The sequence below is a fragment of the Laspinema palackyanum D2c genome, from assembly GCF_025370875.1.
Taxonomy (GTDB): Bacteria; Cyanobacteriota; Cyanobacteriia; order Cyanobacteriales; family Laspinemataceae; genus Laspinema; species Laspinema palackyanum.
Genome location: NZ_JAMXFD010000005.1, coordinates 15,911 through 38,429 on the forward strand (window position 1 = coordinate 15,911; position 22,519 = coordinate 38,429).

Below are 22,519 nucleotides of genomic sequence, written 5' to 3' on the forward strand. Positions count from 1 at the left end.
CCCTGATGTAGCTGCTCACTCTCATGCCACTTCCTTTCCGATTAAACAGAACCCTAACCAACTCGGAAATCCTCAGAGTGATGCCAGAAATCTGGTCCTAACGAGACGGAATGTCAATCGCCTAAACGGGCTAACCCTCCTAACCCTCCGGTTGAGGTCGGTAGATGGGGATGGAGGTTTAACGGGTTGCAATTAATTGTAAGAGTTATCTAAAAAAGTTAAGGATTTTACATAAATCTTTACAGCCAGAACGATTTACCCATAAGCTTTTGAGATATAACCCAGTCCGTAGGGGCCAGACGAACAACTTCTCCCCTCCCCCCAACAACAATCACTCATCCTGTCAAAGTGCCTACTGAATCTAACCCATTCCTACATTAAAATTAGCGATACCGTTAGAGGAGACACCTGCAATGCTAGAATCCTACCGTCAACAGGCCGCATCTAGGACCAGTCAAGGCATTCCGCCCCTGCCCTTAGATGCCCAGCAAACCTCTGAACTCTGTGAACTGCTGAAAAATCCCCCACCGGGAGAAGAAGAAACCCTCCTGCACCTGCTGCGCGATCGCATTCCCCCCGGAGTAGATCAGGCTGCCTACGTCAAAGCTGGGTTTCTAACCGCTATTGCCAAAGGCGAAATCACCTCTCCCTTGGTTTCTCCCCTAGAGGCGATCGAACTCCTCGGCACCATGTTGGGCGGCTATAATGTCCAATCTTTAATCGATTTGCTGCAATCGGGGGACAACACCATCGCCCAAGCTGCCTCCGATGCCCTCAAGAAAACCTTGCTGGTGTTTGACGCCATGCATGATGTCCTGGAGTTGTCCGAAACCAACCCTTATGCGAAGCAGGCGATCGACTCCTGGGCGAATGCCGAATGGTTTACCTCTCGCCCTCCTGTCGCGGAAACCATCACCGTCACTGTTTTTAAAGTCCCCGGGGAAACCAACACCGACGACTTGTCCCCCGCTTCTCATGCCACCACGCGCCCGGACATTCCCCTCCACGCCCTCGCGATGTTAGAATCCCGGATGGACGGAGCCCTAGAAACCCTAGCCGAAATCAAAGGCAAAGGGCATCCCGTCGCTTATGTGGGGGATGTGGTGGGGACCGGGTCCTCGCGTAAATCGGCGATTAACTCCGTGCTCTGGCATATCGGCAACGATATCCCCTGCGTTCCCAATAAACGGGCTGGGGGCTATATCCTTGGGGGTGCGATCGCGCCAATCTTCTTCAACACCGCCGAAGACTCCGGTGCCCTCCCCATCGAGTGCGACGTCACCAACCTGGAAACCGGCATGGTGATTACCATCCATCCCTACAAAGGACAAATCACCAACGAAGCGGGAGAAGTGATTTCCACCTTCACCCTCAAACCCAACACCATCCTGGATGAAGTTCGCGCGGGAGGACGGATTCCTCTGATTGTCGGGCGATCGCTGACGGACAAAACCCGCAAGGCGATCGGACTCGACATCAGCCCCATCTTCACCCGTCCCGAAATCCCCACCGACACCGGCAAAGGCTTCACCCTCGCCCAAAAAATGGTCGGAGAAGCCTGCGGCGTCTCGGGCGTCCGTCCGGGAACCGCCTGCGAGCCCCTAATGACCACCGTGGGTTCCCAGGATACCACCGGACCCATGACCCGCGACGAACTCAAAGAACTCGCCTGTCTCGGCTTCTCCGCCGATTTAGTGATGCAGAGTTTTTGTCATACCGCCGCCTATCCCAAACCCGTGGATATCACCACCCAAAAAGAACTCCCCGACTTCTTTTCCACCCGAGGCGGTGTGGCATTACGTCCTGGGGACGGCATCATCCACTCCTGGCTGAACCGGATGCTACTTCCCGATACCGTCGGCACCGGGGGCGACTCTCACACCCGTTTTCCCCTGGGAATCTCCTTCCCCGCTGGTTCGGGTTTAGTCGCTTTTGCCTCTGCATTAGGCGTCATGCCCTTAGATATGCCCGAATCGGTCCTCGTGCGGTTTAAAGGGGAATTGCAACCCGGTGTTACCCTGCGGGATATTGTTAATGCCATTCCTTATGTTGCCATCCAAAAAGGATTGCTTACCGTCGAGAAACAGAACAAAAAGAATGTGTTCTCGGGGCGGATTATGGAAATGGAAGGCTTACCGGATTTAAAAGTAGAACAAGCCTTTGAACTCACCGACGCCACGGCAGAACGGTCCTGTGCCGGGTCTACTATTAAACTGAGTGAGGAAACCGTCGCCGAATACCTGCGATCAAACGTGACTCTGTTAAAAAATATGGCCGCCCGAGGCTATCAAGACCCTCGGACCATCTTGCGCCGGGTTGCTAAAATGGAGCAATGGTTAGAGAATCCCCAACTCATGTCTGCTGATGCGGATGCCGAGTATGTGGAAACCCTAGAAATCGACTTAAACGAGATTAAAGAACCGATTGTTGCGGCCCCCAATGACCCGGACAACATTAAATTAATGTCCGAATGTGCGGGAGATAAAATTGATGAAGTCTTCATCGGCTCCTGCATGACCAATATTGGCCATTATCGCGCTGCTGCGAAAGTCTTGGAAGGGGCGGGATTAGTCAAAGTCCGCCTGTGGATTTGTCCTCCCACCCGCATGGATGAAGAACAGTTAAAAGCCGAGGGCATTTACGACATTTTCGAGGCAGCCAATGCCCGGACTGAGATGCCCGGTTGTAGCCTTTGCATGGGCAACCAAGCCCGTGTGGAGGATGGAGCAACAGTGTTTTCCACCTCGACGCGCAACTTCAATAATCGCATGGGCAAAGATGCGCGAGTGTATCTCGGTTCAGCGGAATTAGCCGCAGTTTGTGCCTTACTGGGACGGATTCCCACGGTGGAAGAATATCAAGCAATTGTCAGCGAGAAAATTAATCCCTTTGCTGATGATTTGTATCGGTATTTAAACTTTGACCAAATCCAGGGATTTGAGGATGAAGGTCGAGTGATTCCGTTAGAAGAGTTACCCAAGATTGAGGATATTTTGGGAATGCCTGTCGGCGCGGGGAAATAACTGAAGCCGAGAGCAACGTAGAGCTTTAGGGACTAAAACTCTACCTTGGTCAAGCGGAAGCCACTCAAAATTGACCTGCAAGGGTAGAGAGTGGTTTCCGCTTTTTATGTCATCATCCATCACACCCCCGCTGTCATTTCAGTTGGATTCCCTCAAATTATGAAGAACATATTTCATGTTAAAACAATCATTCTGATTTCGTTTGGTTGTCTATTTTTATCCTTATTGCCACCCATCAAACCTGTATCCAGCCGTTCCAATTCATGGGGGGAAACTCTAGTTTCTGAACAGATTGCCCAGAACCTTAACTTTGGGCAGCATTTCCAAGAGTTAGGGGTTGAAGGGTCAATTATCATTGCGGAATTAAATGGCGATCGGCTCTGGCAACATAACCCCCAACGCAATCAAACCGCTTTCCCCACCGCCTCAACCTTTAAAATCCTCAACTCTCTGATTGCCCTAGAAACCGGCGTTATTCCGAATGAACTGGCGGTGTTAACCTGGGATGGAATTCCCCGAACAATTCCCACCTGGAATCGAGACTTGAATCTGAAAGAAGCGTTTAAAATCTCTGCCGTCTGGTTTTATCAAGTTTTAGCGCGCCGCATCGGATATGAGCGAATGCAGCAATGGATAACCCAAGTCGGTTATGGTAATCAAAACATTGGCACAGCCGAAGAAATAGACCAATTTTGGCTACAGGGAAACCTCCAAGTTACTCCCCAACAGCAAGTGCAATTTTTGCGCCGTCTCTACGAGAATGATTTACCCTTTTCTGAGCAGACCCTTTCCCGGGTCAAAGAGATTATGATTTATGAACAAACTCCGAACTACACCATTCGAGGTAAAACAGGTTGGTTTGGATATGGAAATGAATCGCTTCAAAATATTGGATGGTTTGTGGGGTATGTAGAAACCGAAAATAATGCTTATTTTTTTGCGACCAATATTGATGTTAATAAGCAAGAAGATGGGGCTGCTCGAATTGAGTTGACTCGGCGGTGTTTGCAAGATATGGGAGTGCTGTAGCCAGTCTAAACTATTCAAAGCGTAAAAGGGAGGAGGGGAAGTATCTTGCTCCCGATGAGCAGTAGGGAGCAAGATGCTCCCCCTCCTAAAATTCTCGAATTCATTGACACTTGCTATAGAGGCGTTAGAAAGTTAGCCCGGTAATCCGGACTGCGTAGCGGCTCAATCATCACCTTTTGGCAGAGGGAGATTTATATCTAAAAGCAGAGGTAAAGGGAGTGAAGAAGGAGATAAGGTAAGAGTGTGAAAAATTTACCCTCTTACTTTAAAAGGAAAATATAACAATGCAACTCGTAGATATTCTGATTGCCTGGTTAGTCACGTTTAGTAGCTTGCTGTTGATTTCGCAATTGCCCTTGGGGATTCAGATTGATAGTCCCCCAAAAGCGCTGATGGCTGCGGCGGCGTTGGGGGGATTAAATGTGCTAATTTTACCCCTGCTCAAAGCCCTGTTTTTCATCCCAAATGTGCTGACTTTGGGCTTATTGTCTGGTTTGTTCGCTTTTGTGATGAACGTGATAGTCTTTGCGATCGCGGCCCGGGTGGTTCCCGGTTTTCGGTTGGAGAAGGGCATCACAACCGCTATTTTTGGGGCGTTGGCTTTAGCGTTAGTCAGTAGCTCGATTGAAACGATTTTACTCTAAAGCGACAGTAACCCTCAGTGGTGGCTAGGGCAGAAAGCGATCAAGGGCAGCCTTGAGTTCTTCGATTTCGTCTTCAATATGGCCCTCTTTGGCTGCCCGGGCGAGGCATTCGGTGAGGTGTTCGTCCAGGACGATTCGGGCAACGCGATCGAGTGCACCGCGAACGGCAGCCACTTGTAAGAGGACTTCGGGACAAGGACGGCTTTCTTGAACCATTGTTTTGATGCCCCGGATATGGCCTTCAATGCGAGAGAGGCGATTGACGAGGCGACGCAGGGATTCTTCGCTGTGAACATGAACATGGGCGTGCCTGTCTGAGTCATGATCATGATGGGGGTGGGTGTGAAATCCATCGGAATCATGAGCGTGAGCCGAGTCCGGCCCGGGATGAGCAGTGGAGGGGTCAGATAGAACCATGAGGGATTGGGGAAAGGCGGCAGTAACACTCAGTATTTTATCCTAGTTCGGGTGCGATCGCCACTTTTCCAACTGTCCACTGTTTCAACGGGGGTGGAAGGGTTGAACTCGTTGCACTGGGAAAATGAAACAACCAATTTAAAGACTGCCACAAGCTTTCGCCTATAGCTTCCACGATGGCTCATAGTTGATTCATCGAACTAAACAACGCATCTATCATGGAAATTATTACCTACTTCTTTCAAAAATCTACTGATTCAAATTCCGTTGCTTCGGAAACTTCACCCCCGCCTCCGCCTACGGTAGAAAGTGACCTAGTGCTTTTGATGCGGGTTGCCTAAACCCCTTGGACCTGTGACGGCGATCGCCGATAATCGCCTAAAGTATCACCCAGTTCTACCCGATCTCATCACCGACTACTTTTAAAAAAAATGGGACAATATAACTGTTGAGCTGAAATCCTATCCTGTTTCCCATTTTCAGGTCGTTATAAATTCTCTGTTAATAAATGGTTTCGGGTGATGTAAACTAGAACTAGGATGGTTAGAACTCGACAACTCTGCCCACCCCTATCCACAAAAAGAGGATCAAGTCATGGAAAATGACACTCAAACGACGACGACATCTCGACCCCTGTCGAACGCCATCAAAGAATTAGCCGAACAGTTCCTGCGAGCCGTGAGCTATTCCAGCCACATCCGGGCCAGTTTCCGGAAGCATCGCCTCCACGAAGCAAGCTGGACGCTCTAAACTTTAAACTCTGTTACCCTGGCAGTCCCAGGGCGTGAATTCTTTGGATTTACTGATATTTCACCGTTTCAAGCTCGAAAAAGCCCCCATTGATGGGGGCTTTTGTTTGGAGTTCTACCGCAAACCTCTCAACTTCGGCGCGTTAGCTGATGGATGCCTGACCCCCTCTGGCATGGCTTCTGGGAAGGCGGTACAGTATTTTCCTCGTGACGTGGCGATCGCGCAAATCGGTAGGGGTAATTCTGGAATTACCCCTACCATCTACAAAGGGTGATGGGTTAGTCTTGTTTTGATGTATCGCAGGCTCCTACTGTTGTGAGCCAGATCAGGTGAGTTACGGGTCGAGTAAACCGGCGGATTTCCACGCTAAGTACACCACTAAAGCCCGACCCAGGTCCTGGGTCGCTTTTTCTAATTCAGTCTGGGGAGGCGGAGTTGGGGGGGTATTGAGAGATTGAGGTTGTGCGTTCATAATCGTGGTTTTGTCCATCGGGTTTCTAGTCTGATTATCCGGACTATTTTTGAGTTTTTGGGAGAGATTCAGACAGTTTTTGAGCTGTCCCGGGAGAAATTGAACCCGGTGAGTAAGGGTCTGCTTCCAGTTGGGGGATTTGTTTGGCGATCGCTACAAAAAAAACATCCACTCCCAATAGTGGAACAGTGCTATCCGTAGGCGGAACAGCCGCTTGAGTAAACTGCAATTACTACTCGAAGTAATTAGGGATTGCTATGTTCCTCCGTCACATTTCTATCTTAGGTGCTTTGATACTCGCTTTAGGTAATGCCCCTGCTGATGCTACTTTTAATGAGTTCGCAAGTTCCCCTAGAGTTCCTCAACCGCAGAGGATAGATCCACAGGAAATTGCCTATCGGACTCCAACAGCAACTCAGACTCATCTCATCTTATCTTTGAGCGATCGCCGGGTGTATGTTTATCACAATCGGGTCTTGCAGTCCTCTTATCCCGTTGCCATCGGTAAACGCGGTACGGAAACGCCTCTGGGGACATTTCAAGTCTTTCAAATGGTCAAAGATCCAGCCTGGGAAAGTCCATTTACTGGGCAAATTATTCCCGCAGGAGTGCCTCAAAATCCATTAGGACCGAGATGGATTGCATTTTGGACCGATGGCAATAATGCGATCGGCTTTCATGGAACCGACTCTCCCGAGTCGATTGGACAGGCAGAATCCTGGGGATGCGCCCGAATGTTTAATGACGATGCGATCGCCTTGTATGATCAAGTGCAAATTGGCACAACAGTCACGGTGATTCCTTGATTGTCAGAACGTCTTGTCAGAATCTCGCCGAATCAGAAAAAATAGCCTCTGCCTCCCCTGCTTCACCGGAGGTAGAGGCTATTTTGGCAAGACTCTCCCGCACAAAATAGGGCCGGAGAGCCCACAAGATCGCCTTATTGCTGCGCTGCAAAATCCTTCTGAGGGTTGATCGCGATCGCCACTTCCGTTGCCAATATAGAACCAGGAAAGGAGCGATCGCTTGTTGCTCCCCGTCAAAGCAAGCCCTGGTCACCATTGGCAAATTTATGACACTGTTCAAACAACTTTATCTCAAATTCCGATATTATATCATTGGTCTGTTTTACTTTAAATATACCATTCCTGCTCTCCTCTACTCCTGGGAACGCGATCGCGTCGAACGAGCAGAACCCAAACTCGTTACTGCCGAACCCTTTGATAGTCCTGGAAAATTGCTGAATGTCGAATCCACTCCCAGAGGTGCAACCTTCTATTTTGAACAAGCTGAACTGCACATTTCCTTTTTAACCCGGGATTTAGTGCGAGTGGATTGGAAACCGGGACTCGAACCGATTCCTTATGCGATCGCCCGTCAGGATTGGCCCGAGGTAGAGACCACTTTGGCGGAAACCGAGGACGGTTGGACTCTGGACAGTGGGGAGTTACAGATGGCACTCGCCTGGGATGGAGCGCTACAATGGCGCGATCGCACAGGCACTCTCTTCCGCCAAGAACAACCCCCGCAACGCAAACCAGAAGGGTGGATTCATCGCGCCCCCTTGGAACAGGAAGAACGGATTTATGGACTGGGAGAACGCGCTTCCTCCCTGAATTTGCGCCAAGCTGAAGATAAAGAGGGCAATCCCAAAACCTTTCGGATCTGGAACTTCGATGCTGCCGGAAAATATACCCCGGGTTCTGACCCGATGTATATTTCCATTCCCATTTATATGGGTTTGCACCACAACGGCAGTTACCTGATTTTTTACGAAAACTCTTATGAGGGGCACTTTACCTTTGCCGATACAGCCACAGCAGATTTTGAGGGCGGTCCTCTGCGGTATTACTTGACCTCCGGTCCACCGCAGCAGTTGTTAGAACGTTATACCGAACTCACCGGAGTCTCCCCCTTACCGCCCCGTTGGGCCCTGGGATATCATCAATCCCGTTGGGGATATCGCACGGAAAAAGTTATACAAGAGGTCGTGGATGAATTTCAAGCGCGGGATCTGCCCTTGAGCGCCATTCACCTGGATATTGATTGCCAAGTGGGGTTCCGCGCCTTCACCATTGACCCCAAACGCTTTCCCAATCTCCCTAAATTTACCGAAGACTTGCTGGACAAGGGGATAAGATTTATTGCCATTCTTAACCCCGGAATTAAGTATAGCCGGGAGAGTAACCTGTTTTTGGAAGGTCAGATCCTCGGTCTGTTTTGTACCCGGTCCGATGGGACGTTAGTTTCGGCCCCGGTTTGGCCCGGTTGGTCTGTGTTTCCAGATTTTACCAACTCCAAAGTGCGCCACTGGTGGAGTCGCCAGTATCGCTATTTACTGGATGCGGGAGTTACGGGATTTTGGCATGATATGAATGAACCGGCCTGTTTTGTGGCCTGGGGCGATGGCACTTTACCCCCGCGATCGACCAAGCATTTTATGGAAGGTCGGGGCGGAGACCATCGGGAAGCTCACAATCTGTATGGACTGCTACAAGCTAAAGCCGGATATGAGAGTTTGTGCAATCATCACCCCGATCGCCGTCCCTTTATTGTGTCCCGGTCCGGTTGGGCGGGATTACAACGGTATGCCTGGACTTGGACGGGGGATATCGAATCCAGTTGGGGCGCACTCCATCAAACCATTGCCACGGTACTCGGGATGGGATTGTCTGGAATTCCCTACAGTGGTCCGGATATTGGCGGATTCCAGGGAAATCCCTCCCCAGAATTATACCTTCGATGGTTCCAAATGGCAACCTTTTTACCCTTTTATCGCACCCATTCCTCCAATAATGTGGAAGCGCGTCCGCCTTGGGTCTATGGAGAACCAACCTTTAGTATCGTCAAAGCGTTTTTAGAGTTGCGCTATCGGTTGATGCCTTATCTTTATACTTTAGCCCAAGAAACGAGTCAAAAGGGTTATCCTTTAGTGCGTCCGCTGTTTTGGGCGGACCCCCAGGACTCGCACCTCTGGGATATTGAGGATGGCTTTTTACTCGGGGATGCGCTGCTGGTTTACGCAGTAGCTGAAAAGGGAATGCGATCGCGCTCAGTGCGATTACCCCAGGGAACTTGGTATGATTTCTGGCAGGAACGACAGTTCCCAGGCGGGCAGTCGGTAACCGTGGAGACTCCCCTAGAACAGATTCCGGTGTTTGTCAAAGCCGGGAGCATTCTGCCAATGGAGGAAGGAAATTGTCTGACAATCCACCTCTATCCCCCAGTGGAAGGGTCTGGATCAGGCTGGATCTACAGCGATGCGGGAGATGGCTATGACTCAGGGCGAAGCGATCGCTTTTATATGGTCCGAGATGAAAACGGATTAGAGGTGAGATGGGAGGAAGAAGGCAGCTATCCATTCCCCTATACTCAGGTGCAAGTTCATTTGCACGGCTTCCAGCCCCAGCAAGCCTGGATGGACGATCGCGAGGTCGGGATTGAGGGGAGGCTGATTCCGGGGGAACGATTTAGCCGGTTGTATGTGCGAGGGGCAGATTAAGTCGAGTTAGTTAGCAGGAGAGTGGCGATCGCCTAGGGGAAGCAACTGGGCGATCCGTTTCTTGTGGAAGCGAACCCCACTCTTAATACAGATTTCCGACCTCGTTTAAGGAGTCTATGGAGTGAAACAACCCATCAAGTATCCACAAGACCCACTTTTAAAATCAATCAGATAATCACTCAGGGTTGGGAGTAAGCGATGATGTTGGTCCAATGAAATTGACCCAATAGAACCGATGATTTTACGACGCGGGACTAGGGCGAGAAAACCTAACCGGATTAAAGAGTTAGTTCTTAATCCAGTCCCAGAAAAGTCTGGGTCTGAAGGAGAAATAATCTCATCAAAATTGGGAACTTCCTGCTGGATCTGGGTACTCACTCCACAGACCAAAAAATCTCTATATGGAGGTAACTCCCTCAGAAGGATAACTGGACGATTCTTGATGATTCCATCGGATTGGGGAATGGGAGTGAGAACAATATCAGATTCCTGCATAGTCACCGATTGGCTATTTTAATGGCATCTAACGGGTAGTCATCTTCCTCACTGTAAGCATGATTCAGGTGATGACTGGATAGAGAAAACCAGGCTTCTTGTTCTGATATTGGTTTGGGGACCAGGGTAACAATCAGTTGGGTATTGGGTTCAAGGGGGTAGGGTTCATCGAGTTGAATCGACTGTCCATCAAAATGTGCAGATAAAGAAACAATTTTCATGAGATTTCCAGTTCAAGAGGAACACTTTCACTGTATTCTATCCTAAAATTGCTCGCCTTGCTCTATCTTGTACTCTAAGCAGACCCTGGGGAAAGCGCGCATCTTGCTGGCTATTTCTAAGATAAAATGCTTTAGACCCGCTATAGCTGTACCGATCGCGGAAGCAACCGGGTGATCGCCTGGGCTAATTCCAAGGGTTCCACCGGCTTGGGAATGTGAGCATCAAATCCGGCGGAGAGAATGGCTTGGCGATCGCTCTCTCCGGCGTAGGCAGTGACGGCGATGGCGGGAAGGGTTCCCCCGTCCTGGGGTGAGCGCGATCGCAGGGTGCGAATTAAGCCGTAGCCGTCGAGTTCGGGCATTCCAATGTCACTGACCAAAATATCCGGTTGCCAGTCGTTAATCACCGAAATTGCCTTCTCTGCTGACTCGACTGCCTGTACCCGCGCACCTTCCATTTCTAGCACAAAAACTAGAAACTCCCGAGTATCCAGTATATCATCCACAACGAGTATTTTTATTCCCTCTAAATTGGGCAACTCGGGGGCGATGGGTTCCGGGGGAGAGGGTTCCCCAGACTCCGGTAACAAAGGCAAACTGATGGCAAAGGTCGCCCCCTGGCCGATTCCGGGGCTGTCCGCACGAATTCTGCCGCCATGTAATTCGACTAAGTGACGGGCGATCGCCAGTCCTAACCCCAGTCCGCCAAAGGTGCGGGTGGTGGTACTATCCGCTTGTCGGAAGGTTTCAAAGACATGAGGCAAAAAGTCCGGGTCTATTCCCGATCCGGTATCTTGGACCTGAATTTGAGCGCAATCTTCCCCTTGAGTGAGAGAGACGGTGACTTGTCCTCCCGGGGGGGTAAATTTGACTGCATTGGAGAGGAGATTCCAAACGGCTTGCTGCAAACGGTTTGAATCTCCTAAAACTTGTCCAACTTCTGGATTAAACTCGGTGTGTATTTGTATAAATTTAGCCTGGGCTGCTAGGCGGACGGTTTCGATCGCCGAGTCAATCACTTCTGCCAGTTTGACTGGGGTTTCGGTGAGAATCAGCTTACCCCGCAGAATCCGAGAAACATCGAGCAAGTCTTCGATGAGTTCGGTTTGTAATTTGGCATTGCGTTCAATGCTGTTTAAAGCTTGTTGGGTTTTTTCCGGGGAAAGTGTGCCTCTTTTGAGGAGTTGCGTCCAGCCGAGAATGGGGTTGAGGGGCGATCGCAATTCATGGGATAAGACGGCGAGAAATTCATCTTTAATCCGGTTGGCAACTTCCGCTTGTGATCGCGCTTCTCGTTCCAGTTCCAGCAGGTGCAATCGTTCTTGTTCCTGCAATTTGCGATCGGTGATGTTACTAAAAGAAATCGCTACCCCATCCTCTAATTTAACCGCCATATTCCGGAACCAGCCGCGAATCCCATCGGCTTTGTATTCCAGTTCGAGGTCATGGGGAATCCCGGTTTCTACCACCTGCACGTACCGATGAAATAGCTCACTATTGGTTTTATTTCCCGGTAGGCGATCGCTCAAACGATTACCGATTAATTCATCAAGGGAATACCCCAACAGTTCCGCAGCTTTGGGGTTAGCATAATCCCACTGAAAATCAATAATTTCTCCTGTGGAATTGCGGATGGCGCGCAAAATGGTGAAGGCGTCCAGGGAGAGTTCTTGGGCGACGCGAAACCGCTGTTCACTCTCGCGCAGGGCTTCTTCGGCTAATTTGCGATCGGTCACATCCATGTTAACGCCAATCACCCGAACAGGCTTCCCATTTTCATCCTGAAAAGCTCTAGCTTTGGCGGCGATCCAACGAATTTGACCATCGGGTCGTTGAAGGCGAAATTCGCTATTAAAATGGACGCCATCCTGACTACAACGTCGGCATTGTTCTTCTACTGTGGCCTGATCGCTAGGATGAACCATAGCGAGTAATCTGTTAAATGTGGTGGCCAAGTTACCGGGTAACAGTCCATACATGGATTGGAGTTCTTCACTCAGAAGAATTTCCCCGGTTTGTAAATTCCAATCCCATATCCCGATTGTGCCAATGTTTTGAGCTAAGGCTAACCATTTTTGGTTACTCTCTAAGGTTTCCTCGGCCCGTTTGCGATCGCTAATATCTACGGTAATTCCATCAAACCGTATCGGTTGTCCTGTCTCGTTGTAAAAGGCTCGTCCGATGGCGCGAATCCAGCGGATTTTACCCGTTGGATCAACGGTGCGATAGTCAATTTGATAGGAGGTACCCTCGGCGATCGCCTGAGTAATCGCTTCCTGAGTGCGATCGCGGTCCTCCGGATGCAAGCACTCATAAAATAGGGCGATAGTGACTTCGGTCTCGGGAGACAGTCCAAAATGTTCTTTGCACTTGTGATTCCACTCTAGTTTATCAAAGGGCAGGTCACAATACCATAAACCCAACTCCGAGGAGTCCAAGACGAGATCCAGGCGTTCCCGTCCAATCTGGACCGCTTCCTCCATCCGCTTCTGATTGCTGATATCGACACAAGCGCCGGTTAAATATAGGGGGGTACCCTCCTCATCGGTGAAGGTTTTTCCTTTATCAAAAATCCACCGAATGCTGCCATCGGGACAGAGAATTCGGAACTCCATCTCGAAGTCCTCACTCGCGTGGCCACACTTTTCTACCTCACTTTTCACCGCTTCTTGGTCTTCCGGGTGGATCAGGGAGACAAACTCCTGTAACGTTGTTAGCACATGGTTCTGTGATAGGCAAAACAGCCGATTCATTGTTTCATCCCACTCGACAGAATCGGTCTGGATATTCCATCGATAGGTGCCTGTTTCTGATGCCGATAGCGCCGCCTGGAAGCGCTCTTGGCGATCGCGCAGTTGCCGTTCAACCTGTTTTTGACGGCTGATATCCAGGTTGATTCCGGCCCAGCAAATCGTCTCTCCCTGGTCATTTTTAACGGGAACACCACGGGATAACATCGGATGCCACTTGCCATCGACACCCCGAAAGTGATGTTCTCGATCCCAGATATTACCCGTGCGTAGAGAGGTTTCCCATAACGCGAGGGTCTCATCCAGGTCATCGGGATGTATCGCCTGGGTCCATCCCCATCCCGCACATTCGGCAAGGGTCAGTCCAACTAGGTTCTGGAATGATTCGCTCACATAAATTACGCGACCCTCGCGATCGCAGATCCAAATTCCATATTGCAGGGTTTCCCCGATCGCCTGGTAGAGGCGTTCACTGTGCTTTAATGCTTCTTCCGATTGCTTGCGATCGCTAATATCTCGGAAATAAAGAAATAACCCCTGATTAGAAGGATAAACCTGAATCTCTAACTGCATTTTTAACGGTTCATAGAGCACTTCTAAATGGACCGGGACCTGTTCCTGCATCGCCCGTCGATATTCCCGTTCTACTTCCGTTCCCACGGACCAAGGCCACACTTCCCAATGGGTTTTACCGATTAATTCTTCCGGCTGTTTCTGATTAATTCGCTCCGTTTCTCCGGTGATTTCCAGGATTCGCCATTCCCGATCTAATGAGACAAAGGCATCGGTCATGCTTTCTAACATCTCGATGGCCTGATCTAATTCGGTGATCTCGATCCGTTTCCCTACAACCCCTTCTGAAGGTCGGTTCTCCGGGTCGGTCTCCGTGAAGGTAAAGACCCGATAGAGTAATGTTCCTTCTACATCTTTGAGGGAATTGACTTCAGTAATTCCGATAATTAGCCTGCCTTCTCTCCCCAACTGTACGGAGTCCAATCTATGAAAACCCCCGGCATCTGCTAACCGAATGGTGCTGATTAGTTGGCCGTGACACTCTGGGGAAAATAAGTCAAAAATTGAGGTGCCAATCAGTTCTTCCACCTCGTACCCCTGGATTCTGGCCCAGGTGGAATTGACCTGTTCTAAGCGGTGAGTTGTCGCCGAGGCGATCGCCACCCCAGATCCGCCCCTTTCTCCTCCTATTTCCTCGCCATCGGATGAGGTTTGAATTTTGGGGCAGTCGGTGATATCCTGATAATAAATGACTAGCCCGGTTGCGGAGGGAATGCCCTGGACTTTGATCCCGCGATTCAGGGTGGGGTAAAAGTGTTGAATTTCCACGGAAACCCCTTCGGCGATCGCCCGATGAAATTCCGGCTTCCATGATGAGGCGATCGCCCAGGGAAAACTCTCCCACAAAATTGTACCGATCAATTGCTCTTGACTTCTTCCCACGATTTGAGCACCCCGGTGATTGACATAAGTGATGCACCATTGCCGATCGCAGGCGGCCAAACCCTCGGTTATGCCCTCAAGAATGGTGAGAAATTGGTCTTGCATAGTCTTTCAATGGACGGTACAGGTTTTGATGAGTCAAATTCTTGAATCACAATTCATCAGATTTTCAGATCCATGACCCCTCTCCCTCTCAACTCTGGGGTAAACAGAACTCGCCTTGCTCATCACTGTTCTATCGTCCTGTAGCGCCCACTTAAAGTAGGGGTGAGGTCGTCTCAACCTCTGGATGAAGGCAGGAACAATTGGAATTTTATGAATGAATAATACTAGATCCCTCTCAAATTGTCAAGAGAAAAAAGCGCCAGGGGACCATCGACGGGACTCTAGGTTTGAAACTGGGTTCATGTAACTGGGTCCAATGGAATTGTAAGACGGCCAAATTGATCAACGGCGATCGCGTTTTATCTCTAACCGTTGGGGGGGATCTCGTTCGGGCTTAAGTTGTTCGGAAGTCTGATTTGAAATCAGATGAAATACCGCACCTATAACAAACAGCAGAAACACAGAAGCAATGGCGAAAACAACATTCAAAAGTGAGTGACTAGGCCGGTTATTTTTCATAAGACATGGAGGTTCAATCAACAGCCCGAATCCAAAGCACAAGTTCAAACCCAATCAAACCTCAGCCTTGACCTGGCGATTCGGAATACTCGCTTCAACGCATTAAATTCCCTAGCTTCAGAATAGGGGTGATGGGAAGTTTGTGGCTCTATCGCCGGGAAGAATTCCTCTCACCCCGGGTGATTTTTCGGGAAATTCAACCCCCTTTGGACATTTCCTTCTTTAGACAGAGGTGAGACCGTCCCTGGTTCTTTTAAGGTAGGAGGCTAGAACAGCTATGACCACTGCCAGCCCCCCAACCGGGGAAAAACGGTCTTCCAGAGCAAGCCTTCACCCCGTTGCCTTCACCCAAAGGGCAGGCGGAAAAAAGCTAATCGTGGCTCGAAATACCCTGGGGGAACGGCGTCAATTCGCAACGTTCCTCCGTTACCATGACCCTCACCAGAAGGAGAATCCCGCTTGATCATGTTCAATTTACAGAGTCGCGATCGCCTGCTCTATCGCCAAACCATTCGGCGCACCCCCCTGGCTCTGGGGTTGATGGCAATGTTCCTCGTGGCTTGTCAAGCGGACAGTCCCATGAACACCGAGACAGACAAGCCTGAGCCTGTTGCCTCATCCGAGGCCATAGAACCCATAGAACAACTGATTGGAAGTATGATCACCATCCGGGTTGAACCCGTCGCTCAAGTCAGTCCCCACAGCTTCACAATCCAGGATGACGGGGTATTCGCCAGTGAACCGATTTTAGCCATCAATGCGTCGGGAGTGCCGGTGATTGTCCCCATCGACCCTCAAACCCCCCTGCAAATTACGGGGACGCTCGTCCGGTTGATCGCGACGGATATCGAACGCGCTTATGGTTTTGAACTCGATCCAACTCTGTATGCCGAGTATGAAGGCAAACCCGCGATGATCGCTGAGTCGATCGCCTTCTCGCCGGAACCGGCTGAAGTGACCCAACATCCGACGCGCTACTATAATCAGGTGTTGGCAGTCCCGGGCGAAATTGCCACAAGTATTGCTACGGATGCGTTTACCTTCGATGGGGAGGCATCCGGTGGGATGGGAGGGAACAATTTGCTGGCGATCGCCCCGAACTCACCCCCCTTGCAATCGGGTCAAACCCTTCTGGCAACGGGGGTTTTACCTCCTTTCGTTCGGGAAGAAATTCAGCCAGAGCATCCTTTAACTTGGGATGTGAATCTCACAGAGCAGTGGGCAGCCGAATACAGAAACCAACCCGTATTAATCGTCGATCATATATATTCTCCGGCGATCGCTCCGTAACAAGGGGCGAATCCAACTCGGGTTCCTAGAGGGTTGAGAGGGGTGAGGGTTAATTTTACCCTTTCTGTATCCAGCGCCAAAGGGGGTCCAGCTAATCGGCGATCGCCAAAGGGAAAGAAAGAATGCTCCGAGGAGTTAAATCCGCTGCATTCAAAATATTCACATTAAACAGATGGATCACAAAGGGGGTGTCAACTTGAATTTTGGTAGTCTAATTGGGGCAATCGCTTTTATTGTTTCATTAATTATTCTCTGGGAAATTCGCACGGTATTATTGCTAATTTTTGCCGCAGTTGCCTTTGCCACCGTTCTCAATCGGATGGTGCGGCGATTAGAGCGATCGCGTCTGAATCGGGGGTTGGCCATTGCCCTAACGATTGGCCTTCTTTTCGCCATTTTGGGTTTATTTTTTCTCTTGATTTTTCCCACGGTTGTTGCTCAATTTCAAGAATTAGTGGAACTCCTCCCCCAAACCTTGGCCCAGTTACGGCAGTGGTATCGATGGCTAGAAAACGTTATTCCCAATCAGTTCATTGAAGATCTGCAAAACGTTGAATTTTTATCGGAACGAATTTCCACTATCGGTTTAAGTTGGTTTGGCGGCTTTTTTAGTATTTTCTCCAACTCGTTAGACTTTGTATTAAACCTGCTCCTCGTCCTCGTGCTAATCGTCATGCTATTAGCCAATCCCAACCTTTATCGCCAGGGTTTTATGCTGCTATTTCCAGCATTTTATCGCCGCCGAGTCGATGAAATTCTCCAGGGATGCGAACATAATCTGGTGGGTTGGGCCATTGGGCGAATTTTTAACATGACTTTTATTGCGATCGCCAGTGGAATAGGCTTATGGATAATCGGCGTCCCTTTAGCATTAGTCAACGCCATCATTTCCGCTTTACTCAGCTACATTCCCAATCTGGGTCCGATTCTGGGTTCCATTCCCCCCATCGCCCTAGCCTTCCTAGATTCACCCATAAAAGGAGTGATAGTCATTGTATTTTACCTGTTTATTGAACAGCTAGAAGGGCTAGTGTTAACCCCCATGATCATGGAAAATGAAATTTCTTTACCCCCGGCAGTTACCTTAACCTCTATGCTGATTTTTTCTCAGTTTTTTGGTCTGCTGGGTTTATTCCTCGCCCTTCCCATCGTGGCGGTTTTACAAATTTGGCTGAAGGAAGTATTAGTTAAAGATGTCATGAACAATTGGACCCGACAGGGAGCCTATTCTTCTCATGCCAAAGATACCTTACCCGGTGAACCTTTAACAGATTCTGAACCCTAATCACAGATTAAAACCCGCACCTTTATGGGTGCGGGTTTGGGTGACGAGAAGTTCGGAATCACGAATCAACGCGAGTCAAGAATCAGGGTTTGATTGAGGCGGCCCGTACCCTGAGTTTCATGCCTAACCGTATTGCGATCGCCGGTTAACTCCACATAAATGTTGGAATTAGCAGGAGTATAATTCCCGGTGATTTCAATTTCATTTTTGCCCGGATTGAGATAAGACGAGAGGTCGATCGCCGTATAGTTGCCGCGAATAGTTTCCACCACTTTCCCATCAATCACAATCTCGGCGTTGATATAAGTGCCGCGATCGCCCCAAACTTCGAGGGCTAATTGGTCCGAATCCACCGTAATCTCTGTAGTTTCTTGGTTTTGAGACAGGTTATTCCGGCGTGACTGTCGGGAATACACCGACTGAGACAACAGATTAGGGCGCTCAAGGGGGAAAACAATCAATCCCGATCGCGATCGGTCTAAGTGAGTCGGTGGCCCGAGGCGACTGCGACTCCCAACGGATTCAATCCTCAATCCGCCCTCGGATTCAACTCGAATTCCCTGTTCATCCACCTGAATTGACATCTGGGACTGGGCCTGAGTCGCACCCAGCATCAAGGCGGCTAAGGATGTGAACAGGGCAACCCATCTCACAGTGGGGGGCGGATTGATTAAATACCCCATAAACTTGATGGCTCTATACATGATTTTAGTCCTAAATACAAAAAGACAGCAGCCAAACTACCTGATTCATTTAATCCCATGCACTTACTCAATTAACCGCAGTTGTTCTCGATAGCGAATGGCCGGATTCTGAATCGAGTTAATGCGATCGGCCGGATTATCAACGTTAATTTGAGGATTGACCTGAATCTGCACCGGATAGCTGGTTGACCTGAGCGATCGCTCTCCCCCTCGGACGGATTGACGAACGGAACGGTTTTGAACCGCCCGATTCGGTCCAACATGAATTTGGGTTCCCGTAGTCACCGTGGCATTGCGACCACAACCTCCGGGGTTTCCCATGTCAACCGTATTGGTTTGCTGGGCCGGACCTCCGCCACTGATGGAAATTTGCACCCCGGTATCAATTTGCACACATTGGGCGGCAGCTAAATCCGTAGCAACCGGGGCAATGCTGAATAAAGCCGCAATGGATAAACTGCTTAGAAATGAAGATTTTTTCATGAACTTTACCAATGAAGATGACTCACTAAAGGAGAAAAAAAGAAGTCTTTTCTTCCCGATTGAATTGCCGAAAATAAAGGGGATGCACCAAGATTGAGTCTGATACCAAATCCGGTTGTAAAATCGGTTTTCTCTCTTAGCCTGCGGAGGCAGGCTTCGTCTGTATAGCCCCAGGCTTTAGCCTGCGGGTTTTGACAGACCTTTAAATACCGGATGCCGTCTGATATCGCTTTCACGGAATTATCAAAATTAGGCCATTAGTGCCGGATAAAATTTTGATGATTTCGCGAAGAAGCGTTGGGAAGATTAGCCGGAGTACGGATGATACTGGGGCTAACCGACTGGTATAGCGGGTTCGAGGATGGCACAGAGGAATGGGGAAAGGTCCGACCCCTTGGGTCAACATAATACAGATTGATGTTTTGGTTAACGGTGTTACCGTTGCCAGTTATCGCCGTTTGTTGATCAATGGAGGGGATCGGGGGACGACTGTTACCCGGTGAGACTTGTGCCGCTAGGGGAGTGGCGATCGCCACGGTGGACAGGGTAGCAGCCAAACCGACTCGGATCAAATGTGTGAACATAATTTGCACCGTCAGGAAAGGGAATGACGTCGGGATAGATCTCACCCGACGTCAGGATCGGGAGTTGTCCACAGGCGATCGCCTTAATGTTTCTTTTGATAGTGAGGACGAGGGCGAGGTGCAAACCGCGTGCTATCCGCTTCCACAGTGGTTTGACGATTGCTTTGGCGCACTTGATTGTGATGTCCGTAAACGTCTGCATTCTGCAATTGGTCTTGAACAACCCCTTGATTTCCCAATCCACCACCTCGGCGATCGATATTGGTTTGGGCAGAATTTTGGTCAACAAAGTTTCCATTGCCGGTTACAACCGCACGTTGTTCACTGGTTTGCACTACCGCACTATCCCCACTGACGCGGTATCCCCCGGCTTGAGCAGGAAGGGGTGCAATGCCTAAAGTGGCGAGGGTGAGTAAACCCAAGACTGCACTGAGTTTCGGCATTTTGACAGATTGAGCAACGGTTTGATAAGCCTTGAGAGAGATAATCATTGTTTTGTCTGGTTTGAAGTGAGTAAGGGTTGAAGAGTGGAGCGTTGGCGCTACCCTCTTTAATCCTCTGAACTTCTCTATTAAAGAGCCTCTGTTTTCTCTTGTCAAGGGATTTCTGAGTTTTTTTTAAGAGCCTCTCCGGGGGATGTTAGGGGAAGTTTCTGAGGGTTTTTATGGTGAATATGCCCAGATAAGTCCACTAAAATTTCATTTTAAGTATTAAGCTTCGGGCTTCATTATATTGCAACATCACCATAAACATTTTTGAGGTGTTGGCCTCTGAAACGGGTTGAAACGGTCCGGGAGAAAACAAGTAAACTTTTGTAAAAAAAAGAGGGGGATTTCCCCTCCGAGTGTTATCGTGAATGCAGACGATATACCTTAAATAACTTCCCGCCCGATGAGAGCGGGATCGGTTGTTTGATCGCAGAGTAGGCGTTGCCCAGGTGCTTCCGGGGAGTTCAACGGTCAGCGGTTGCGATCGCCATCTGACCTCCTCCCCCCTTTAATCTTCTACTTTCTCAAAGTCCAGGGATGCTGAATTAATGCAGTAGCGCAACCCCGTCGGTTTCGGTCCATCGGGAAAAACGTGACCGAGATGGGCGTCACAATTGGCACAGAGAACTTCCGTCCGACGCATAAACAGGGCGCGGTCCTCTTCTTCGGCGATCTGCCCCTCCTGAATCGGTGCCCAAAAAGAGGGCCACCCGGTACCGGAGTCAAACTTAGTCTGTGAGCTAAATAACTCCGTCCCGCAACAGACGCATTTATAAACTCCCTTCTCTTTATTATCGTGGTAGGCTCCCGTGAACGCTCTTTCGGTTCCCTTCTTTCTGGCGACCTTGAACTGTTCCGGGGTCAGTTGCTCTTTCCACTCGCTTTCCGATTTTTGAATTTTCTGAACCATCGTTCATTCCTCTGGTGGGGTATGTGAAAGTATTATTCTATCGTTATCCTTGCAGAGGGTTGGGGTTGAAGTCCCCACTCTGAGATAGAGGGAAATCCCACCTCGGTCCCCCCGTTCCAAATGCAGGTCCTCATCTAAGTAGGTGGTTTGTAGCCATCCCGAGGCCCACTTGCCTAGGGGCAGTTGGAGAGGCCCCAAGGAGCCGAGTTGCAACCCCAGGCGCTCAAACCGGAACTGGATGCGGTGCTGTTTGTACTCAAAAGGACCGCCCACAATCAAGGAACTCCCAGCAATGGTAATTTGATTTTCAAACCACAGACGCTGGCAATCCAGGCGTTGGATAACGGAGGCGATCGCCTTGGGGTTCATCCCGTTCCCCGGTTTGTTCAATTTCTGAGCGTTGCGCGTTCCCGAGGTCCAGAGTAACCGCCATTCTCCCTCTAGCAACTGGCGATCGCCTCGGATTTGGGCTTTTTCCAAAATGGCGATCGCCCCTTGCAGACTTGCCGAGTCCAGACTGCCTTCTTCCGAGCCCTTCAACAGTTGCGATCGCGCCGCTTGCACTGCCTCATCCCTGGTTTGGTTCGTCATGCTTTCTTCATCTCCCCGATTTCTTCCCTAATTTATCTAACTTCTGCTCAGAAGTTCAATTCGCCCTCAGAACTTACGCATATTTTGAAAACCCCACCTGTAGAGGCGATTCGCGAATCGCCCCTACGGGGTGGGGTATTAGCGCCTTTGCTGTGTGAAAAGCAAAAAAAAACCCTAAATCAGGGTCCAAGGGGATCAACGCGGAATGATGTCAGGGTGATGGGGGTGCTACCGTTCCCAGGTCAAGATCGAGTTAAGCGGGTTTTGAGACAGAGGAGAATGGGTCTGATGGGGAACGGTGGAGGGACTGGTTAAAAACAACTGTAAAGACGATACGATTGCCAGGGTTAAAAAAATTCGATTTAACATAGTCGTGAGCGTTGATTTTTGATAAATCAACTCTAGTCGGGTTTGTTTTCCCGTCCGGATTGGAGGGTGTCACTATTTGATCCGATCGCCGATTATTCTCTTAAACGCTGATGCAGACTCCTACTTGACTCGCTCACGAGATGGACAGTTGAAAATCTGGCAAGGTGATGGATAGTTCTGACCCGCAGTTTATGGGTATTCTGGTTAATTTTGGCCACAATTAAGATAAGAGCGATCGCCTGAAATCAAGCGATCGCCCTCTGGTTTGAGTCCGGGGAAAATGACCCCTCGAACCGACGCCGATCCTCGGACTCTGTTAATTTTTGGACCCGAACAATTCCTTTGGGGCGATCGCCACCCTAAAAATACAGTTTGTGCCCACTGAGCAATGGTAAAATTCGGCCTTCAACATTAAAAATAGCGTCAATTTTTC

The 22,519-nt window shown here is 49.6% G+C and carries 25 protein-coding genes; 10 read left to right on the forward strand and 15 right to left on the reverse strand.

Features of this window, described 5'->3' with window-relative positions; all coding sequences use genetic code 11:
* Window positions 1-413: 413 nt before the first annotated feature.
* The 3 genes from acnB to NG795_RS08300 all read left to right on the forward strand — a co-directional run bounded on the left by acnB (window position 414) and on the right by NG795_RS08300 (window position 4,696).
* Window positions 414-3,023, forward strand: coding sequence for a bifunctional aconitate hydratase 2/2-methylisocitrate dehydratase (acnB, locus tag NG795_RS08290; RefSeq protein ID WP_367288188.1), 2,610 nt, complete (start codon window positions 414-416; stop codon window positions 3,021-3,023).
* 159 nt (window positions 3,024-3,182) lie between these two features.
* Complete coding sequence (gene blaOXA / locus NG795_RS08295) at window positions 3,183-4,052, forward strand: class D beta-lactamase (RefSeq protein WP_367288189.1); 870 nt, start codon at window positions 3,183-3,185, stop codon at window positions 4,050-4,052.
* 284 nt (window positions 4,053-4,336) lie between these two features.
* A complete protein-coding gene (locus tag NG795_RS08300; protein WP_367288190.1) occupies window positions 4,337-4,696 on the forward strand; it encodes a phage holin family protein in 360 nt (119 codons plus the stop codon).
* 24 nt (window positions 4,697-4,720) lie between these two features.
* Here NG795_RS08300 and NG795_RS08305 read toward each other — a convergent pair whose 3' ends face one another.
* Together NG795_RS08305 and NG795_RS08310 are read right to left on the reverse strand one after the other, a co-directional pair.
* On the reverse strand, window positions 4,721-5,113 hold the full coding sequence (locus NG795_RS08305) for a metal-sensing transcriptional repressor (RefSeq protein ID WP_367288191.1): 393 nt from the start codon (window positions 5,111-5,113) through the stop codon (window positions 4,721-4,723).
* Between the two features lie 37 nt (window positions 5,114-5,150).
* Window positions 5,151-5,288 carry a hypothetical protein gene (locus NG795_RS08310; protein WP_367288192.1) on the reverse strand — a complete coding sequence of 46 codons (138 nt, stop codon included), beginning with the start codon at window positions 5,286-5,288 and terminating at the stop codon, window positions 5,151-5,153.
* Between the two features lie 43 nt (window positions 5,289-5,331).
* Between NG795_RS08310 and NG795_RS08315 the strand changes: the two genes are divergently transcribed.
* Both NG795_RS08315 and NG795_RS08320 read left to right on the forward strand, forming a co-directional pair.
* Window positions 5,332-5,454: a hypothetical protein gene (locus NG795_RS08315; protein ID WP_367288193.1), complete on the forward strand. Its 123-nt coding sequence runs from the start codon at window positions 5,332-5,334 to the stop codon at window positions 5,452-5,454.
* Window positions 5,455-5,897: 443 nt separating this feature from the next.
* On the forward strand, window positions 5,898-6,137 hold the full coding sequence (locus tag NG795_RS08320) for a hypothetical protein (protein WP_367288194.1): 240 nt from the start codon (window positions 5,898-5,900) through the stop codon (window positions 6,135-6,137).
* Between the two features lie 60 nt (window positions 6,138-6,197).
* Here NG795_RS08320 and NG795_RS08325 read toward each other — a convergent pair whose 3' ends face one another.
* Both NG795_RS08325 and NG795_RS08330 read right to left on the reverse strand, forming a co-directional pair.
* The gene (locus tag NG795_RS08325) at window positions 6,198-6,353 is read right to left on the reverse strand and encodes a hypothetical protein (RefSeq protein ID WP_367288195.1); all 156 of its coding nucleotides are present in this window, start codon (window positions 6,351-6,353) and stop codon (window positions 6,198-6,200) included.
* 25 nt (window positions 6,354-6,378) lie between these two features.
* Entirely contained in the window at window positions 6,379-6,564 is a 186-nt protein-coding gene (locus NG795_RS08330; protein ID WP_367288196.1) for a hypothetical protein, read from the reverse strand.
* 28 nt (window positions 6,565-6,592) lie between these two features.
* On the opposite strand from NG795_RS08330, the gene NG795_RS08335 reads away from it, so the two are divergent.
* A complete protein-coding gene (locus NG795_RS08335) occupies window positions 6,593-7,141 on the forward strand; it encodes a L,D-transpeptidase (RefSeq protein WP_367288197.1) in 549 nt (182 codons plus the stop codon).
* Window positions 7,142-7,157: 16 nt separating this feature from the next.
* Here NG795_RS08335 and NG795_RS08340 read toward each other — a convergent pair whose 3' ends face one another.
* Entirely contained in the window at window positions 7,158-7,397 is a 240-nt protein-coding gene (locus NG795_RS08340) for a hypothetical protein (RefSeq protein WP_367288198.1), read from the reverse strand.
* A gap of 10 nt (window positions 7,398-7,407) precedes the next feature.
* Between NG795_RS08340 and NG795_RS08345 the strand changes: the two genes are divergently transcribed.
* Window positions 7,408-9,837, forward strand: coding sequence for a glycoside hydrolase family 31 protein (locus NG795_RS08345; protein ID WP_367288199.1), 2,430 nt, complete (start codon window positions 7,408-7,410; stop codon window positions 9,835-9,837).
* Between the two features lie 114 nt (window positions 9,838-9,951).
* Here the strand turns inward: NG795_RS08345 and NG795_RS08350 are convergent, their stop codons facing one another.
* The 4 genes from NG795_RS08350 to NG795_RS08365 all read right to left on the reverse strand — a co-directional run bounded on the left by NG795_RS08350 (window position 9,952) and on the right by NG795_RS08365 (window position 15,352).
* The gene (locus NG795_RS08350) at window positions 9,952-10,332 is read right to left on the reverse strand and encodes a hypothetical protein (RefSeq protein ID WP_367288200.1); all 381 of its coding nucleotides are present in this window, start codon (window positions 10,330-10,332) and stop codon (window positions 9,952-9,954) included.
* A 2-nt stretch (window positions 10,333-10,334) separates the two neighbouring features.
* Window positions 10,335-10,553, reverse strand: a complete 219-nt coding sequence (locus NG795_RS08355; protein WP_367288201.1) for a hypothetical protein — start codon at window positions 10,551-10,553, stop codon at window positions 10,335-10,337.
* 140 nt (window positions 10,554-10,693) lie between these two features.
* Window positions 10,694-14,863 carry a PAS domain-containing protein gene (locus NG795_RS08360; RefSeq protein ID WP_367288202.1) on the reverse strand — a complete coding sequence of 1,390 codons (4,170 nt, stop codon included), beginning with the start codon at window positions 14,861-14,863 and terminating at the stop codon, window positions 10,694-10,696.
* A gap of 342 nt (window positions 14,864-15,205) precedes the next feature.
* Window positions 15,206-15,352 carry a hypothetical protein gene (locus tag NG795_RS08365; RefSeq protein ID WP_367288203.1) on the reverse strand — a complete coding sequence of 49 codons (147 nt, stop codon included), beginning with the start codon at window positions 15,350-15,352 and terminating at the stop codon, window positions 15,206-15,208.
* Window positions 15,353-15,659: 307 nt separating this feature from the next.
* Here NG795_RS08365 and NG795_RS08370 point away from each other — a divergent pair, with 307 nt between their 5' ends.
* The 3 genes from NG795_RS08370 to NG795_RS08380 all read left to right on the forward strand — a co-directional run bounded on the left by NG795_RS08370 (window position 15,660) and on the right by NG795_RS08380 (window position 17,957).
* Entirely contained in the window at window positions 15,660-15,845 is a 186-nt protein-coding gene (locus tag NG795_RS08370) for a hypothetical protein (RefSeq protein WP_367288204.1), read from the forward strand.
* Window positions 15,846-15,847: 2 nt separating this feature from the next.
* On the forward strand, window positions 15,848-16,672 hold the full coding sequence (locus tag NG795_RS08375; protein ID WP_367288205.1) for a hypothetical protein: 825 nt from the start codon (window positions 15,848-15,850) through the stop codon (window positions 16,670-16,672).
* 172 nt (window positions 16,673-16,844) lie between these two features.
* Window positions 16,845-17,957, forward strand: coding sequence for an AI-2E family transporter (locus tag NG795_RS08380; protein ID WP_367288206.1), 1,113 nt, complete (start codon window positions 16,845-16,847; stop codon window positions 17,955-17,957).
* Window positions 17,958-18,022: 65 nt separating this feature from the next.
* On the opposite strand, the gene NG795_RS08385 is transcribed toward NG795_RS08380, so the two are convergent.
* The 6 genes from NG795_RS08385 to NG795_RS08410 form a co-directional block, all read right to left on the reverse strand.
* Window positions 18,023-18,661 carry a hypothetical protein gene (locus NG795_RS08385; protein ID WP_367288207.1) on the reverse strand — a complete coding sequence of 213 codons (639 nt, stop codon included), beginning with the start codon at window positions 18,659-18,661 and terminating at the stop codon, window positions 18,023-18,025.
* Between the two features lie 63 nt (window positions 18,662-18,724).
* Window positions 18,725-19,144 (reverse strand): hypothetical protein, encoded by a 420-nt coding sequence (locus NG795_RS08390; RefSeq protein WP_367288208.1) that lies wholly within the window; start codon window positions 19,142-19,144, stop codon window positions 18,725-18,727.
* Between the two features lie 257 nt (window positions 19,145-19,401).
* Window positions 19,402-19,728 carry a hypothetical protein gene (locus NG795_RS08395; protein ID WP_367288209.1) on the reverse strand — a complete coding sequence of 109 codons (327 nt, stop codon included), beginning with the start codon at window positions 19,726-19,728 and terminating at the stop codon, window positions 19,402-19,404.
* Window positions 19,729-19,811: 83 nt separating this feature from the next.
* Window positions 19,812-20,219, reverse strand: coding sequence for a hypothetical protein (locus NG795_RS08400; RefSeq protein WP_367288210.1), 408 nt, complete (start codon window positions 20,217-20,219; stop codon window positions 19,812-19,814).
* Window positions 20,220-20,724: 505 nt separating this feature from the next.
* Window positions 20,725-21,126, reverse strand: a complete 402-nt coding sequence (msrB, locus tag NG795_RS08405; RefSeq protein ID WP_367288211.1) for a peptide-methionine (R)-S-oxide reductase MsrB — start codon at window positions 21,124-21,126, stop codon at window positions 20,725-20,727.
* 3 nt (window positions 21,127-21,129) lie between these two features.
* On the reverse strand, window positions 21,130-21,717 hold the full coding sequence (locus NG795_RS08410; protein WP_367288212.1) for a PAP/fibrillin family protein: 588 nt from the start codon (window positions 21,715-21,717) through the stop codon (window positions 21,130-21,132).
* Window positions 21,718-22,519 lie beyond the last annotated feature (802 nt).